The sequence below is a fragment of the Bacillus salacetis genome (genome assembly GCF_049177075.1).
Lineage (GTDB): Bacteria > Bacillota > Bacilli > Bacillales > Bacillaceae_B > Rossellomorea > Rossellomorea salacetis_A.
This window is the reverse complement of sequence record NZ_CP185377.1, coordinates 2014634-2028683: the sequence shown is the minus strand read 5'-3', so window position 1 is coordinate 2028683 and position 14050 is coordinate 2014634. Positions and strand designations below refer to the sequence as shown.

19 protein-coding genes are annotated in these 14050 nt (G+C 43.0%); 17 read left to right on the top strand and 2 right to left on the bottom strand.

Annotation, left to right across the window (positions count from 1 at the left end; all coding sequences use genetic code 11):
* Nucleotides 1-11 precede the first annotated feature (11 nt).
* The 11 genes from ACOJQI_RS10320 (at nt 12) to ACOJQI_RS10270 (ending at nt 8145) form a co-directional block, all read left to right on the top strand.
* Nucleotides 12-374 carry a rhodanese-like domain-containing protein gene (locus tag ACOJQI_RS10320; RefSeq protein WP_421385134.1) on the top strand — a complete coding sequence of 121 codons (363 nt, stop codon included), beginning with the start codon at nt 12-14 and terminating at the stop codon, nt 372-374.
* Between the two features lie 272 nt (nt 375-646).
* Nucleotides 647-943, top strand: a complete 297-nt coding sequence (locus tag ACOJQI_RS10315; RefSeq protein ID WP_421385133.1) for a rhodanese-like domain-containing protein — start codon at nt 647-649, stop codon at nt 941-943.
* A gap of 52 nt (nt 944-995) precedes the next feature.
* Nucleotides 996-1565, top strand: a complete 570-nt coding sequence (locus ACOJQI_RS10310; protein ID WP_421385132.1) for a sulfurtransferase TusA family protein — start codon at nt 996-998, stop codon at nt 1563-1565.
* A gap of 73 nt (nt 1566-1638) precedes the next feature.
* Nucleotides 1639-2766 (top strand): MBL fold metallo-hydrolase, encoded by a 1128-nt coding sequence (locus tag ACOJQI_RS10305; RefSeq protein ID WP_421385131.1) that lies wholly within the window; start codon nt 1639-1641, stop codon nt 2764-2766.
* A 42-nt stretch (nt 2767-2808) separates the two neighbouring features.
* Nucleotides 2809-3036, top strand: coding sequence for a sulfurtransferase TusA family protein (locus ACOJQI_RS10300; RefSeq protein WP_421385130.1), 228 nt, complete (start codon nt 2809-2811; stop codon nt 3034-3036).
* A gap of 54 nt (nt 3037-3090) precedes the next feature.
* Nucleotides 3091-3867: a sulfite exporter TauE/SafE family protein gene (locus ACOJQI_RS10295; protein WP_421385129.1), complete on the top strand. Its 777-nt coding sequence runs from the start codon at nt 3091-3093 to the stop codon at nt 3865-3867.
* A 229-nt stretch (nt 3868-4096) separates the two neighbouring features.
* Nucleotides 4097-4264: a hypothetical protein gene (locus ACOJQI_RS10290; RefSeq protein WP_421385128.1), complete on the top strand. Its 168-nt coding sequence runs from the start codon at nt 4097-4099 to the stop codon at nt 4262-4264.
* A 261-nt stretch (nt 4265-4525) separates the two neighbouring features.
* Nucleotides 4526-4912 (top strand): YidH family protein, encoded by a 387-nt coding sequence (locus ACOJQI_RS10285; RefSeq protein WP_421385127.1) that lies wholly within the window; start codon nt 4526-4528, stop codon nt 4910-4912.
* Nucleotides 4913-5027: 115 nt separating this feature from the next.
* A complete protein-coding gene (locus ACOJQI_RS10280; RefSeq protein ID WP_421385126.1) occupies nt 5028-5942 on the top strand; it encodes a LysM peptidoglycan-binding domain-containing protein in 915 nt (304 codons plus the stop codon).
* A gap of 382 nt (nt 5943-6324) precedes the next feature.
* The gene (locus tag ACOJQI_RS10275; protein ID WP_421385125.1) at nt 6325-7023 is read left to right on the top strand and encodes a YetF domain-containing protein; all 699 of its coding nucleotides are present in this window, start codon (nt 6325-6327) and stop codon (nt 7021-7023) included.
* Between the two features lie 219 nt (nt 7024-7242).
* Entirely contained in the window at nt 7243-8145 is a 903-nt protein-coding gene (locus ACOJQI_RS10270; RefSeq protein WP_421385124.1) for an AEC family transporter, read from the top strand.
* Between the two features lie 67 nt (nt 8146-8212).
* Here ACOJQI_RS10270 and ACOJQI_RS10265 read toward each other — a convergent pair whose 3' ends face one another.
* Both ACOJQI_RS10265 and ACOJQI_RS10260 read right to left on the bottom strand, forming a co-directional pair.
* Nucleotides 8213-8743: a hypothetical protein gene (locus ACOJQI_RS10265; protein WP_421385123.1), complete on the bottom strand. Its 531-nt coding sequence runs from the start codon at nt 8741-8743 to the stop codon at nt 8213-8215.
* Between the two features lie 32 nt (nt 8744-8775).
* Complete coding sequence (locus ACOJQI_RS10260; RefSeq protein ID WP_421385122.1) at nt 8776-10821, bottom strand: PKD domain-containing protein; 2046 nt, start codon at nt 10819-10821, stop codon at nt 8776-8778.
* Between the two features lie 428 nt (nt 10822-11249).
* Between ACOJQI_RS10260 and ACOJQI_RS10255 the strand changes: the two genes are divergently transcribed.
* The 6 genes from ACOJQI_RS10255 to ACOJQI_RS10230 are packed head-to-tail and all read left to right on the top strand — an operon-like array spanning nt 11250 to nt 14050.
* Nucleotides 11250-11561 carry a hypothetical protein gene (locus ACOJQI_RS10255; protein ID WP_421385121.1) on the top strand — a complete coding sequence of 104 codons (312 nt, stop codon included), beginning with the start codon at nt 11250-11252 and terminating at the stop codon, nt 11559-11561.
* A 12-nt stretch (nt 11562-11573) separates the two neighbouring features.
* Nucleotides 11574-12038, top strand: coding sequence for a hypothetical protein (locus ACOJQI_RS10250; RefSeq protein ID WP_421385120.1), 465 nt, complete (start codon nt 11574-11576; stop codon nt 12036-12038).
* 13 nt (nt 12039-12051) lie between these two features.
* Entirely contained in the window at nt 12052-12639 is a 588-nt protein-coding gene (locus ACOJQI_RS10245) for an SCO family protein (protein ID WP_421385119.1), read from the top strand.
* 17 nt (nt 12640-12656) lie between these two features.
* Nucleotides 12657-13448, top strand: a complete 792-nt coding sequence (locus tag ACOJQI_RS10240) for a hypothetical protein (protein ID WP_421385118.1) — start codon at nt 12657-12659, stop codon at nt 13446-13448.
* A complete protein-coding gene (locus ACOJQI_RS10235) occupies nt 13435-13737 on the top strand; it encodes a hypothetical protein (RefSeq protein WP_421385117.1) in 303 nt (100 codons plus the stop codon). Before ACOJQI_RS10240 ends, ACOJQI_RS10235 begins: the two co-directional genes overlap by 14 nt.
* Before the next feature lie 13 nt (nt 13738-13750).
* Nucleotides 13751-14050, top strand: coding sequence for a hypothetical protein (locus ACOJQI_RS10230; protein ID WP_421385116.1), 300 nt, complete (start codon nt 13751-13753; stop codon nt 14048-14050).

The window sequence follows — 14050 nt, the reverse complement described above, 5'->3', positions numbered from 1 at the left end:
GGCCAATCAACTTGGAAGATTACTTGAGGTATATCCTTGTCGGAATTTTAATTCTCATTATTATTTATCGTCTTACTCCTGCAAGGGGCGTGAGGCATATTACAACCGCTGATCTGAAGAACGAACTGAATGACCAAGATAAAATGTTCATCGATGTTCGTACCAAAGGTGAGTACAATAAAAGAAATATTCAGGGATTTAAAAATATCCCTTTATATGAATTACCACAAAGAACAAAAGAACTTACTTCTAACAAAGAAATCGTCTTGATCTGCCAAAGCGGCACACGGAGCAATAAAGCTGCTAAATTATTGAGAAAAAAAGGTTTCAACAAAGTGGCAAATGTAAAAGGCGGAATGAGTAACTGGTCTTAAGAAAAGCGCAAGCGCCCTGATCAGCCCCGACAGGCATAAGACGAGCCGGCGGGAAGGTCGCCCTTTGACCTTCTTGACGGATTGGCTTATGACCCCGAGGGGCTGGGCGCTGGAGCTAGACATTAAGAAAAGCGCAAGCGCCCTGATCAGCCCCGATACCGACTTGAACATATGCGCTTGAGATAAAGAAACACAAAGAACTATATACATGCTCTTTTCCCCAGCACACTTTTCTTAACAGGAAAAGGGCCTACTATAAGGAGGATAATAGAATGAGAGAAATCACACCAAAAGAAGTTGAATTAATCGTAGATGAAGAAACACCAGCTAATATCATTGATGTTCGCGAAACGGATGAAGTGGCACAAGGTAAAATTCCAGGTGCAGTCAACATCCCGTTAGGATTAGTTGAATTTCGTATGAATGAATTGGATAAATCCAAAGAATACATCATGGTTTGCCGGTCAGGCGGAAGAAGCGGCCGTGCATGTCAATTCCTTGAAAGCCAAGGTTACAATGTCATCAACATGACTGGCGGTATGCTGGCTTGGGAAGGTAAAACCGAATAAATTTTTTTAAACTAAAATATACCCTATAGAGTATAAAACAGGAGGTTATACAATGGAAAACATCACAGCAAATCATTCATTGGATGCAAAAGGATTGGCTTGCCCAATGCCGATCGTCAAAACAAAGAAAGCCATCACCAACCTTGAAGCCGGTCAGGTACTGGAAGTTGAAGCAACAGATAAAGGCTCCAAGGCAGATATCAAAGCATGGGCAGAGAAAGCGGGACATCAATATTTAGGTACCATCGAAGAAGGTGAGGTACTTAAGCATTACTTGAGAAAAGCTTCCGGCGAAGAAGCGATTGAGAAAAAACATCCTCATATAGCTGAAAATGATCAGCTGGCAGCAAAGTTGGAAGAAAATATCATTGTCCTGGATGTACGTGAATCAGCAGAATATGTTTTCAACCACATCCCTAATGCTGTTTCCATTCCATTGGGTGAACTGGATTCCCGAATGAATGAACTCAATAAAGAAGACGAAATCTATGTTGTCTGCCGCACAGGAAGCCGAAGCGACCTTGCAGCACAAAAACTTACTGAAAATGGATTCAAAAATGTCATCAATGTTGTTCCGGGCATGAGCCAGTGGAACGGAGTAACCGAGTCAAACACGAAATAACGGGTGCCTGGGTCTAACCAGGTCCCAAGCCAAATTTTTTTACAAATATTAATACCTTAGGGGGTAATATGAAATGACGATTAAAGCGATGAATGCAAAAGATGTAACGCAGAAAGTATTCAATAACGAAGAACTATTCATCCTGGATGTACGTAATGAGGATGCTTTTCAAGACTGGAAGATTGAAGGACACAAATTCGATTATCTTAATATCCCTTACTTCGAATTGTTGGATGGAGTAGAGGAAATCATGGGTAAACTGCCAAAAGACAAAGACATTCTTGTCGTATGTGCGAAAGAGGGATCTTCTGTAATGGTAGCCGAAATGCTATCTGACGAAGGGTTGGATGTATCTTACCTTGAGGGCGGTATGAAAGCATGGAGTGAACACTTGGAACCTGTGAAAGTTGGAGACTTAAAGGACGGCGGCGAGCTATACCAATTCGTGCGTATCGGAAAAGGATGCCTGTCTTACATGGTGGTGTCAGACGGTGAAGCAGCGATCATCGATTCTACTCGAATGGCTGATATTTATATGGACTTTGCTAAAAGCGTAAACGCGAAAATTACACATGTATTTGATACCCATCTTCACGCAGACCACATTTCCGGCGGACGCTTTATCGCCGAAAATACCGGAGCGACTTATTGGCTGCCTCCGAAAGATGCTGAGGAGGTAACATTTGAATATGCAGCCTTGGAAGACGGCAATGAAGTAACTATCGGAAACACGAAAATCAACATTCATGCACTGTATTCACCAGGCCACACAATCGGATCAACATCATTTGTAGTAGACGAACAATACTTGATGACGGGTGACATCCTGTTCATCGATTCGATTGGAAGACCTGACCTTGCAGGTTTGGCGGAAGACTGGGTGGGAGATCTGCGTGAAACGCTTTACTCCCGTTACAAAGAACTATCAAATGACTTGATCGTTCTGCCTGCTCACTTCATGATCATCGATGAATTGAATGAAGACGGAAGCGTTTCAGAAAAACTAGGTGTGCTTTATGCACAAAATCACGGCTTGAACATAGAGGACGAAGCAGAGTTCAGATCACTTGTAACGGAAAATCTTCCGCCGCAGCCAAATGCTTACCAAGAAATCCGCAAAACGAACATGGGTAAAATCACGCCTGATAATGATGAGCAGCGCGAAATGGAAATCGGACCTAACCGCTGTGCAGTGAGATAAGGTTTTACTAGAAACTAAAAACTAACTCAGGAGGTTATCAATATGGAATCAACTAAAGTACTAGACGCAAAAGGCTTAGCATGCCCAATGCCGATCGTAAAGACGAAAAAGGCAATCAACGAATTACAATCAGGTGACATTCTTGAAGTACACGCTACTGATAAAGGGGCTAAAAACGACCTTACAGCGTGGGCAAAATCAGGCGGACATGAACTGGTGAAGCATGAAGAAGAAAATGATGTCTTTAAGTTCTGGATCAAAAAAGGCTGATACAAAATAGAGGGAACCTAAACATGGTTCCCTTTTTTAAGGAGGTAGGAAGAAATGGATTTAGGATTTATTGTAGTCATCTTTTTAATCGGTTTTATAGGATCTTATATTTCAGGAATGCTCGGAATCGGCGGTTCCATCATCAAGTATCCAATGCTTTTATACATCCCGCCATTGTTCGGCCTTGCAGCCTTCAGTGCTCATGAGGTCTCAGGAATCAGTGCCGTCCAGGTATTTTTCGCAACGATTGGCGGCGTATGGGCATACCGCAAAGGCGGTTACTTGAATAAGAGCCTGATTGCCTACATGGGGGGAGCCATCCTGATTGGAAGCTTCATTGGAGGATATGGTTCGAAGTTGATGTCTGAAGGCGGCATCAACCTGGTTTATGGTGTGCTGGCCTTGATTGCAGCCATCATGATGTTCATTCCTAAAAAGGGAATAGATGACATTCCCCTTGATCAAGTTACATTCAATAAATGGCTTGCCGCATCATTAGCACTGATTGTTGGTATAGGAGCCGGTATCGTCGGCGCTGCAGGAGCATTCCTGCTTGTGCCAATCATGCTGGTTGTATTGAAGATACCGACTCGTATGACAATTGCATCATCACTTGCCATCACTTTTATTTCTTCAATTGGTGCTACAGTCGGGAAGATCACAACAGGCCAGGTTGAATTTCTTCCGGCATTGATCATGGTGGTCGCCAGCTTGATTGCATCACCTTTGGGTGCGATGGCGGGGAAGAAGGTCAATACGAAAGTTTTGCAATATGTCCTCGCTTTCCTGATCCTCGCTACAGCGATCAAAATCTGGATGGATATTCTTTAAGCAGACCCCCTATAGAATAATGAGTGTTTTTGCTATCTTTCAAGGGTAAAATAAAACAAACCGGGAAAGCACATTCCTGATAGAGAAATGTATGAAGGAGGAATTTCTGATGGTCAAAGTGACACATCCGGCTATCGATGTCATTAAGTCAGAAGTGAAAGACGAAATCACTGAAGGGAAAAAACCCTTTATCCGTTTGGCAATGGGCATTGGCTGAGGAGGCCCAAAATTGCGTCTGACTCTGGAGGAGTCAGCTTTAGAAGATGATGAAGTTACTGAAATTGAGGGAATTCAATTTCTGGTTCACAAAAGAGATAAAGTCTACTTCGATGAAGCAAAAATTGACTATGTCAAAACTCTGCTTGGAGGCGGAGAATTCAAAGTGCTCCGTGTTTAGGAGAAGGTGATGGAATGAAGGGGAAAGAAAATCATTGCAGAAACGCTACTTGAGTCAGCCATTCGAAGGATCCCAGGTCTCTGCGAAAGTTCATTCCGCCAATATGACCGGGAATGCTTGTCTGGCTCCTGGCAGGAGTCATTTTACTGCTGAATAAGCTTTTTTGAGCAAAGTCCTGTTCTCTTTAGAGGATGGGACTTTTTTAAAATATATAGTCTGGTATAGCATTTCCTAAACAGTATTATCCCGAGGTGATTCATTATGAAAGAAACAGAGGAAAAAAAACATTCAACTGAACAAACGATTGAATCCAAATACATTCAGCAGCACCTGGCAAGCGAAAGGACCTTCCTGGCATGGATACGGACAGCCATCGCCATAATCGGGGTAGGCTTTCTCGTTACCAACCTCCATTTTACAATGAAGTCCAGCTTGTCTCCTATTGGGGATGCACTCGCAAATATTATCGGTATATGTTCTGTTGGCCTTGGCATCCTCACCATCATCATGGCCATCTTCAGCTATATAAGAAAAATCGAAGCAATCAATAATCAAACGTTCCGTACATCCAGGTTTACCCTTGTGGCACTTGGAATATTTGTGATTATAATAGCACTCATATTCGGTGCGTATTTCTTAATGATCTAAAACCTCCAAAATGGGCTTATCTTAATGTAACTTGCTGCCATTCCTGCCGTCTAATAAGGTGAAAAGGAAAATCTTAGCAAGTACATCAAGAGAAATCATAATGGGGGTTATTTTTATGAAAAAGAAGTTCTTTAAGTCTGCTGCCATAGCTTTGGCGATATCTGCACTCGGGGTCTCAAGCGCAGGTGCATCAGGTTTTCATCTCATCGAGAAGGGGGACACCCTATGGGGTCTTTCCCAAAGATATGGAATGACCGTTGATCAATTGAAGGAGAGCAACGGCTTATCATCCAATACGATCTATGCTGGAGAAAAGCTTGAAGTGAAGAAAGTTGTCGCAGTCAAAAAAGGCGACACCCTATGGAGCCTTGCCAAAAAATATAACAGTACAGTCGGACAATTAAAACATGTGAACAAGCTAAAATCAGATACGATTTATATCGGCCAAAAACTGGAGATTCCAAATGTCGTTCTCGTCCGTGCGGGAGATACCCTGTGGAGCATAAGCAAAAAATACGGGATGACAGTAGAGGAATTAAAAAAGAGAAACGGTTTAAAGAGCAGCTTGATATTCGTTGGCCAGGTCCTGAAAGTAAATAAGATACAAGATATAAAGACATCATATGATGCAGAGAAAGTTCAGCTCGGGCTCACTCCATATATAGGGTACAGCTTCTCAGCAGAAGAACCAAGGACTTTCATCCTTCAAAACAGAAGGGATGAAACTTATTTTGCAAGAGTAGAAGTGCTTGATTCCAAAGCTGACATCAAATCAGTGAAGAAGAATGCAAGTGAACAATTGGAAGCTTTGGGGAAAGTAACAGAAATCCCGACTAAAAATTCCCTTCCGTTCTATAAGGATGCACACTTCTTCCTGCATGCCAACGATGCAGACATTCAAACAAATATCGCCGTAAAAGAAGTCGATGGCAAATTGTTGAAATTCACGATCCATTATGCAAACGCTGAAGAAGCCGAAGGGATCGTACCGGAAATGCTGAAAATGCTCAATCAGATTAAAGTGAAGTGAGAGAAAGATCCCCCTCGCGGCTGCGAGGGGGATCTTTTTTTGTACATATCCGCTAATCACCCTGTTATAGATTGGTTTGCCTTCTATAATCCGGTGTTTATTGACTATTCACCCTATTAGAGGTCGAGGTGCCTTGCATAATCCGGTGTTTCTCGGCTATTCACCTTATTATAGGTCAAGTGTGTTTTGCATAATCCGGTGTTTCTCGGCTATTCACCCTATTAGAGGTCGGGGTGCCTTGCATAATCCGGTTTTTATTCGCCGATTGCATTGTCACCAATAAAGTGGGAAAACCAACTTCACGAACAAAGCTATCCTTAACAAGTGAAAAATCTATAATTTAACTAAAAACGGAAAAACTAAGCAAAAAGGAGGTTTCCCAATGGATTCGATTGAGCTTTTATTAAGGGTTATTATTGCCTTTGCAGCGCTATTTATCGTTGCCAGAGTTTCAGGCAGAAAAGAAATAAGCCAGATGACATTCTTTAACTTCATTTCCGCGATCACTCTTGGGACAATCGGAGGTTCTCTGGTTACTTCTGATACCTTTAGTGTTAGGAATGGATTGCTTGCACTTGGAGGATGGCTGGTGCTGACCTTATTGTTCGGTTACATAGATATCAAATCGAAGAGTGCCCGGAAATTATTAGAAGGGGAACCGATCATTGTCATCAAACAGGGAAAAATCATGGAAAAGGCACTTGGCAGGACCCGGTTGGATGTGGATGCATTACTGGTCCGCCTGCGTGAGAAAAATGTCTTTTCGGTCAAAGATGTAGAATACGCAATCTTTGAAACCGATGGAAAACTGTCGGTGATGAAGAAGCAGGACCAGCAATCAATCACGAGGAAGGATATGAACATTCCTGCTGTTAACCAGGTTTACCCTTATTCCACAGAAGTAATTGCCGATGGAAAAATAATTGAAAACAACCTTAAAAGGCTTAACCTGAAAGATGAATGGCTGCAGGAGCAGCTAAGGCAAAATGGAATAAATTCTGTTTCGGATGTTTTCTATGCAGAAGTACAAAAGGATGGATCCTTATATATTGATTACCGTAATGATAATATGACGCATTAACTTGTATTCTCACCTCTATAGACCTATTCAGAGGTGAGTTTTTATATGTATTAAAGTCATTTCCTCAACCAAATGAGGTGAATTTCTGCCTTAAAAAAATGAGTAATATAAAAGCTTCTAATTGCAGGCAAAAGGCAAGCAAGAATTCCGCTTTTGCAGTATACTGGGTGAATGACATAAATATTATTATAGTAAAATATTGATTTGGAGTTTTAGACAATGAATTTTATCTTAATCGTACTGCCCGTTTTTATTATTCTAGCTGTAGGATTTATCGGACAAAGGGTGCTTGATTTGGATATCAAATCAATATCCACTGCAGCTTTATATCTGATGCTTCCTTTCTTGGCTTTCCAGACTTTCTATGAAAATGAACTGAATATGAATTACTTATATATTGTTCTTTTTTGCATACTTCTTCTATTTGCCCTGATTATGGTATCTTTCTTAGCAGGGAAGATGACAAGCCAGCAGCAGTCGAAAACTTCCGCTTTCGTGCTGGCCGGTGCCTTTATGAACAGTGGAAACTACGGGGTGCCCGTCATTTTATTTGCCTTCGGTGAAACGGGCTTCCAGTATGCCGTCATCATGATGGTCATTCAATCACTGTTAATGAATACAGTGGGATTGTATTTTGCTGCCAAAGGAAGCAAGAGTGGAGGGACATTGAAGGATTCAGTAGTAAAAATCCTGAAGATGCCTGTAGTGTATGGCTCAATTGCAGGTCTTTCATTGCAAATTGCTTCTGTTCCTGTGCCAACCTTCATATATAATGCAATTGATCTTATTGGATCTGCCACGATTCCTACCATAATGCTTGTATTGGGGATGCAGTTGGCGAATATATCAAAAAAGAATGTAGAGATGAAAGAACTTTCGGCAGTCCTGGTAATAAGGTTGGTCCTTTCACCGGTTATTGCCTATGCTATAACAGCCCTTTTGTCTTTGGACAGTCTTTTATCTAGTGTACTGATCGTCCTGGCAGCGATGCCGACAGCCGCCAATACTACCATGTTCGCTGTACAATTTGATACAGAACCTGACCTTGTTTCTTTCAGCACATTGGTGACAACCTCCATCAGCATCATTACCGTTCCGTTGATGATTATGTTTTTCTCTTAAAGAAGCGCTGCATAGAAATATCAAAATACGAAAAGCCTGTGTCCTTAAAAGGATACAGGCTTTATTATTACCCTATTTTCATGACTTGCAGTGTGGGCATGCTGTAACTGACATTCTCAGGAATGTCTGCCATAAGTTTGACTACATCGTCTTCAAGCAGCGAAAAGAGGACTGTTGCGCTCATGGTTTGCTTCTGTACACCTGCAGATGCTGTTGTGAGGGAAGATCGGATATCTATAGTATTGTTGATTAACAAATAAAAGTTAGTAGGTTGAGTACCTGCTGCACTGCCAGCTTCAAGGTTGACTTTGTAGCTTATCTGATAGGTTCCCGCTTCAAGTACTTTGATTCCTTGGCTCACCAGTTCTGTATTGTTGAGAGGTCCGGGCACGTTCAAAGGTACAATGCCGGGGCCTTTCCTGGTTCCCTGATAATAACCGTACCCATGAGTTACTGCGAGAATACCTGGATCACCTTTCTCTCCTTTAGGTCCAGGTGGTCCTTGCTTCCCCCTTGGGCCCCTTGGACCGCGTTCACCGCAGCAGCAGTGGGAACAGCAGCCGCTCAGTGCTTTTAACTGAGAATAGTAGAATTCCATATTTCCATACTCCTTTCATAGTATCTATCTTTCTACTGACGGATATTCACAGGTATATCAACCAGGCTTCCTCCTGCAGATGACCTGACGGAGATTGAGCGGCTGGCATCTGGAATGACAGGAGAACCTTCAACTCTGTATTGCCAATTCCCAAGTGTATCGGCAAATGTTTCAGCTAAAACGGTCCCATTTAAATCTTCACCCAGGTAGATGGTTATAGTTACACCGCCAAGCGAAGTGGTGGTACCGCTGATCCTCCATTCCGCATCCGTGGTGCGGAACTCTGCCCGTGTGATTGTCAGTTCATCAGCTGCGGAGGAGATTTCTACAGAGTCGCTGGAGCTTCCACCAGGACCAGTTACCGTCAATTCAAAAACCAAAGTGGTCTGCTGATTTGGAAAAGTAAATGTCGTTACCGGGCTGGCTGGATTATCCAGAGTAACTTCCGGACCCGTGGTTTGCTCCCAGAGAAAAGAAGTTACTTCACCTGAAGCGGATCCTGACAGGGTGACAGTACTGCCTTGTGCCGCTGTCTGGTCTGGACCTGCGTTGGCTGCAGGTGCCGGGGCAGTTTCTACGACATTGATAGTAACCGTATCTGAGGATGTACTTCCTTCTGCACCCGTTACAGTTAATTGAAATTCTAGAGTAGTGTTGAGGGAAGGAGCGGTAAATGATGGCTGTATTGTATCTGCACCAATAAGTGTCACTTGCTCACCGCTTATCTGGCTCCAATTATACGAAGCAATCGCACCGGTCGAATTCGAACCATCCAGTGTAACTTCATTTCCCCATAAGACAGTCCGGTCTGCACCTGCATCAGCTGTAACCGGCAGGGGATCGGTATTACCACCGGTAATCACAACGGAAACTTCGGCCGAGCCGCCTGATGCAGAAAGAACTGTGATTGTGTCCGGCACTATTTGCAGATCCGGTATTGTAATCGTTCCTGCAGCTGGGATGACATTTGGTCCGCTTCCAAAGTCGGAGATTGTCAATTCCGGATTTGCCACTTCATCGCTGGAGCTTGCAATTACTGTCAAAGTTGCTGCATCCGTATCGTAAATTGCTTCCGCCCAAACAAAGTCAACAGGCTGTATGGTTTTTATAGTAGGGGGAAGGTCGGAAGCATTTGTAACTATGATCATTTCAGGAGGAACAGCTCCTGTATATTCTGTTCTGGCAAAATACACCCCGTTGCCGCCAATCAGTCCAGCAGGGGTCACTCCTTCTCCAGAAACTTGAATGTCCTGGGGAGTGGTCTCGGAAGTAACAAAAACATCGATGAATCCACCGCCTTCTTCTGTCCGCGTGAAATTAGCTCTTTCGATATCCAGGCCTGAAACGGTTGAGATTTTGCCTGCTAATGTGAACAGTTTGGTTTCAATCGTATTATCAGGATCGAATCCAGGTGTATTAGAAGCATCCGGGGAACCGAGACCAATACCTGGTCCTTGTATCCTGAAAACGTTTTGAGCTGCACCCGTTTCATCAGTGAAAGGACTTCCGATGACTGTATGAGGAATATCAGGATTTCCAATGTAGCCTTCCGGAGCAGCAGGTGCTTGTGCTGGATCCCACTGCAAAAATGGGTGGATACGGCTCTCCAAGGCTGAAGCGAAGTCCCCAACCAATCCAATATCCTCTGTAAAATTGATTTCCCCAATCTCAGGTTCATCCTCATCAGCAACTTCTGCGATGAATGTATCTGTGCCATATGGATGCGTGACTACATACTCTTCATTTGCACGCAGTCCGTCTACTCTGATACGCACTCTTCCGAAAACCATCTGATCACCTTGTCTTGGGATCTCCTGGGCAAAAGCAGCTTCCAATGCAAGCACAAGGCGGGCTCTTTCACCGGTTCCTGTCGTCATTTCCGCTTCAGCGAGCATATAGAATGCCTCAGCAGGATAGTTGTCCGGAAACGAGACCGGGCTGGAAGGGTCCGGAAGATCTGCTGGTGTCAAGCCGGATAAGGGATCGAACGGATTGTCATTCAATGCGAGCTTCAAGCCATTCCCATCCTTATACCACATGGGAAAACCATTTAATGGATCAATAGGTCCGACAATCATGAAAAAACCTCCTTTAATGAATCGTCATAATCGAACATAAAATATAATGTCATTTAATCCACTCCTAAATGCCTGCTTGTTCTCAGGCATATACTCACTAATAATTTCCAACCTCTTACTATTCATTTAATGTACAGGCGGTTAAAAAGGTGTATAAAACGGGCTGGAACCTGTACAGCAAAAAGATTATTCAAAGAACATAATTCCTCTAGGCATGAACTGGTAAAAAGAGTAATACTATTTCACTGAATGGAGCTTTATGGGATTTTTGCAGGATGAAGGAAGCAGTGCTGATTTATTCACATGTGAGGTGATGGACTATCGGGGATACATGGCTGTTACTGCTGTTCGTGATGAACATCCTGCTGACGGGGTTGTTATATGTATACATTTTTCAGAACAGGCGCCTTATAGGCTTCCAATTAGGCATGAACATTTCAATTGCCGCGGGGGGATTCGGCGCTGCTTCGACCGGGATCCTGCTGATTATGATGTATCCGTTCTTTTACACCAGTGTGACGATTCTGTCCGTCTTGACAGGCCTGATGGTCGGTGGTTTTTTTGGTATTCTTTTTGACTACCAGACCGGCCTGACCGGTTATGTAAATGGCCTGATGATGGGACTGATGGCACCGATGGCAGGGGCATTGATAGATAATCGATTTCTCTTCCTTCTTTCAATGGAAATCATTTTGATTCTTACCTATGGAGTCATCATCCTATCCGTGAGAAGGCCATGAAGGAGAGTAGCTATGAATCTGATTATCTTTTCTGGCATTCTATCAAGTGTGCTTGTAAGCATCATTTGTTATTATCGCTTATACAAAAAACGGCTGTTGTTTGATAACCGTTACGCAATGACCATATCCATGACTTCAGCAATGATCATCTCATTAACCCTCTCAATGCAATACTCTTTTATCAGTTCTTTACCTTTTGAAGCCACAGCAAGCGCCATGATTTTCTTAGGTATGATGGTTGGGATTGCGTTCGGCGTCCTGGTCAGGCTGCATTCTGTACTCTCCGGCATTTCCGCTGGTGTCACAGGCGGCCTGATGGGCACTATGGTCGGCTCCGTCATCAAGAATCCGAGCCTTTGCGGATTGCCGATGGATAGTCAAAGAATATTATTAGTGGATATGGCAGCTTTTACGATTTTCGGTACGATGATCCTATTTATCACAATGGGACTGATTCTTTTTTCATTGAAAGTGTAGAAGGGTGGATGAAATGATACGAAAGGTCTTGATTTTTAAATTATTTGCCGCCGCTCTTCTTGGTTTTTTTCTGCTGTGGCCGGATAAAGAGACCCTCCCGGAGTTAGGGAATATTAGTGAAGAAACCCTGGAGAGCATCGATGGTCAAAGGTATTCACTGCATGATCCTTCTATTAAGCTCGTTGTCTTTTTTTACAGCCAATGTCCGGATATTTGCCCCATGACGCTGTTTGATTTGGAACAAGTAAAAGAAGAATTAGAGAAAAGGCAGCTATTTGAAGAAAAAGTTAAATTCCTTAATATCACATTGGACCCTGAAGTGGATACTGTTCAACGATTAAAAGAGTATGCACAAAGCTTCGGTATCGATAACGAAAGATGGCTCATGCTTCGTACCGATCTTTCCACTACTGAGAAAGTAGCAGATGAGTTTAACATGGTTTATAAGAAAGAGAGCAGTGGTTTTGTCACCCACAGCACTACTATGTATCTTCTGGATGCGGAAAATAACATCCGTGCTTATCATGACATGGCGGTTGGCGACAAAAGGGTCAACATTGATAAAATTGTTGAGCATATCGAAATACTGGCTTCAGAATAAGCATAAGGAGGTCTTCCATGAAGCCAAAAATGACACGCGATGAGTATATTGAAAAATTGCTGAAGGAACGTGAAAAGGAGGTTATAGAAGTAGATATCTTCAATCAGAGGAATCTGGCACGAGGGGAGGGTCTGACATCCCCGACAAGCGCGGTATCCACTGAAGAAACGCGGATCCTCATGGACTATATGGACCAGCGTAATCTTTTCTTCCTGACTTCGACCGATGAGAAAAGAAGGAAAGTGCTCACCCTGAAAAAGTTCTTCAAGCAGAAACGAAACCAGCAGGTCGTGGTATACTCTTCCTCCGGTTCTGAAGTCATTTATTCAGAAGGCAAGGTTTCTGCCATCGGAAGGGATTTTGTCATGTTGTCGAATCTGAAAGACCGTTACTGGATCCCTTATGCCGCAATCAAATCCGCCAACATACCCTACGGAATCCCCGCCTATTCCAATACTCATCAACACTACCTTTATGATAATGATTTGCGTTCAAGACTTCTCCAAAATTTTGGAGAGACCGTCACAAAGAAAGAAGAGTTGTATCAGCAGTTCAGTGAAGACACCCTCGGAACCAATCTGCAAACCTGGAAAAATTCCTGGGTCGAGTTGAAGACCGGTGAAAACGAAAGTTACTTCGGGAAAATCCAGACAGTAACCAGAGAAGAACTCTTCCTAAAACAATTCAACAAGAAAGAGGGTATAAAATTGGTAGAAATTAACTACATTAGAACGTTAAGACTTTTGCATGCTGCTAAAAAATTATTAAAGTCATCACGCTTTAAGGGGGATGAACATGAAGACAAATAACCGCCAGCCTGAAGACCGTTTGTTCAGGGACTTGACCGCACTCATGGGAAAAGAAGTCCTGATTGTCACCCATGCTACCCAGTTGAATTTACTCGGGCAAACCTTCAGGCCGATATTCTGCGGAACAATAGCTGATGTCGGGAGGGGGCATGTGACTCTGGAACCTGTGGTTTTTAAAATGGTCAACGCCCCTTTTTATGAATTTCCGATGCCTATAAGCATACCTTTGGAGAAAATTGCATCATTGTCCTCCGACATCAGATGCGACACCGTATTTCCACTAACATAAAGGGGGTTTTAGAATGCAATTCAATGCAATGGAAAAAGAGCAATTCCATTCAGTAAACGATATTCACGACGAAGCCCTGGTCGACCACTTCCGAAATGGTAAAGGCAGAAGGGTATTTATGCTGCTGCAGAGTTATCCGTTCATTTTCATCGGAACTATAGAAGACATTTCCGATGATATGGTCGTCCTGCAAGTGGAAACATCTCAGTTTCCCGCCTTGGAAAATAGGCAATGGCATGTCCACATCCACAATATTGAAGTATTTTATATAGAAAGAAGTGTCGGTCCCCGAATTCCAAAACTGAAGGATTAG

Bases quoted from the DNA above. Each gene is read 5' to 3' on its own strand.
- ACOJQI_RS10315 (WP_421385133.1), top strand. From the start codon at position 647: ATGAGAGAAATCACACCAAAAGAAGTTGAATTAATCGTAGATGAAGAA.
- ACOJQI_RS10310 (WP_421385132.1), top strand. From the start codon at position 996: ATGGAAAACATCACAGCAAATCATTCATTGGATGCAAAAGGATTGGCT.
- ACOJQI_RS10305 (WP_421385131.1), top strand. From the start codon at position 1,639: ATGACGATTAAAGCGATGAATGCAAAAGATGTAACGCAGAAAGTATTC.
- ACOJQI_RS10300 (WP_421385130.1), top strand. From the start codon at position 2,809: ATGGAATCAACTAAAGTACTAGACGCAAAAGGCTTAGCATGCCCAATG.
- ACOJQI_RS10295 (WP_421385129.1), top strand. From the start codon at position 3,091: ATGGATTTAGGATTTATTGTAGTCATCTTTTTAATCGGTTTTATAGGA.
- ACOJQI_RS10285 (WP_421385127.1), top strand. From the start codon at position 4,526: ATGAAAGAAACAGAGGAAAAAAAACATTCAACTGAACAAACGATTGAA.
- ACOJQI_RS10280 (WP_421385126.1), top strand. From the start codon at position 5,028: ATGAAAAAGAAGTTCTTTAAGTCTGCTGCCATAGCTTTGGCGATATCT.
- ACOJQI_RS10275 (WP_421385125.1), top strand. From the start codon at position 6,325: ATGGATTCGATTGAGCTTTTATTAAGGGTTATTATTGCCTTTGCAGCG.
- ACOJQI_RS10270 (WP_421385124.1), top strand. From the start codon at position 7,243: ATGAATTTTATCTTAATCGTACTGCCCGTTTTTATTATTCTAGCTGTA.
- ACOJQI_RS10265 (WP_421385123.1), bottom strand. From the start codon at position 8,743: ATGGAATTCTACTATTCTCAGTTAAAAGCACTGAGCGGCTGCTGTTCC.
- ACOJQI_RS10260 (WP_421385122.1), bottom strand. From the start codon at position 10,821: ATGATTGTCGGACCTATTGATCCATTAAATGGTTTTCCCATGTGGTAT.
- ACOJQI_RS10255 (WP_421385121.1), top strand. From the start codon at position 11,250: ATGAACATTTCAATTGCCGCGGGGGGATTCGGCGCTGCTTCGACCGGG.
- ACOJQI_RS10250 (WP_421385120.1), top strand. From the start codon at position 11,574: ATGAATCTGATTATCTTTTCTGGCATTCTATCAAGTGTGCTTGTAAGC.
- ACOJQI_RS10245 (WP_421385119.1), top strand. From the start codon at position 12,052: ATGATACGAAAGGTCTTGATTTTTAAATTATTTGCCGCCGCTCTTCTT.
- ACOJQI_RS10240 (WP_421385118.1), top strand. From the start codon at position 12,657: ATGAAGCCAAAAATGACACGCGATGAGTATATTGAAAAATTGCTGAAG.
- ACOJQI_RS10235 (WP_421385117.1), top strand. From the start codon at position 13,435: ATGAAGACAAATAACCGCCAGCCTGAAGACCGTTTGTTCAGGGACTTG.
- ACOJQI_RS10230 (WP_421385116.1), top strand. From the start codon at position 13,751: ATGCAATTCAATGCAATGGAAAAAGAGCAATTCCATTCAGTAAACGAT.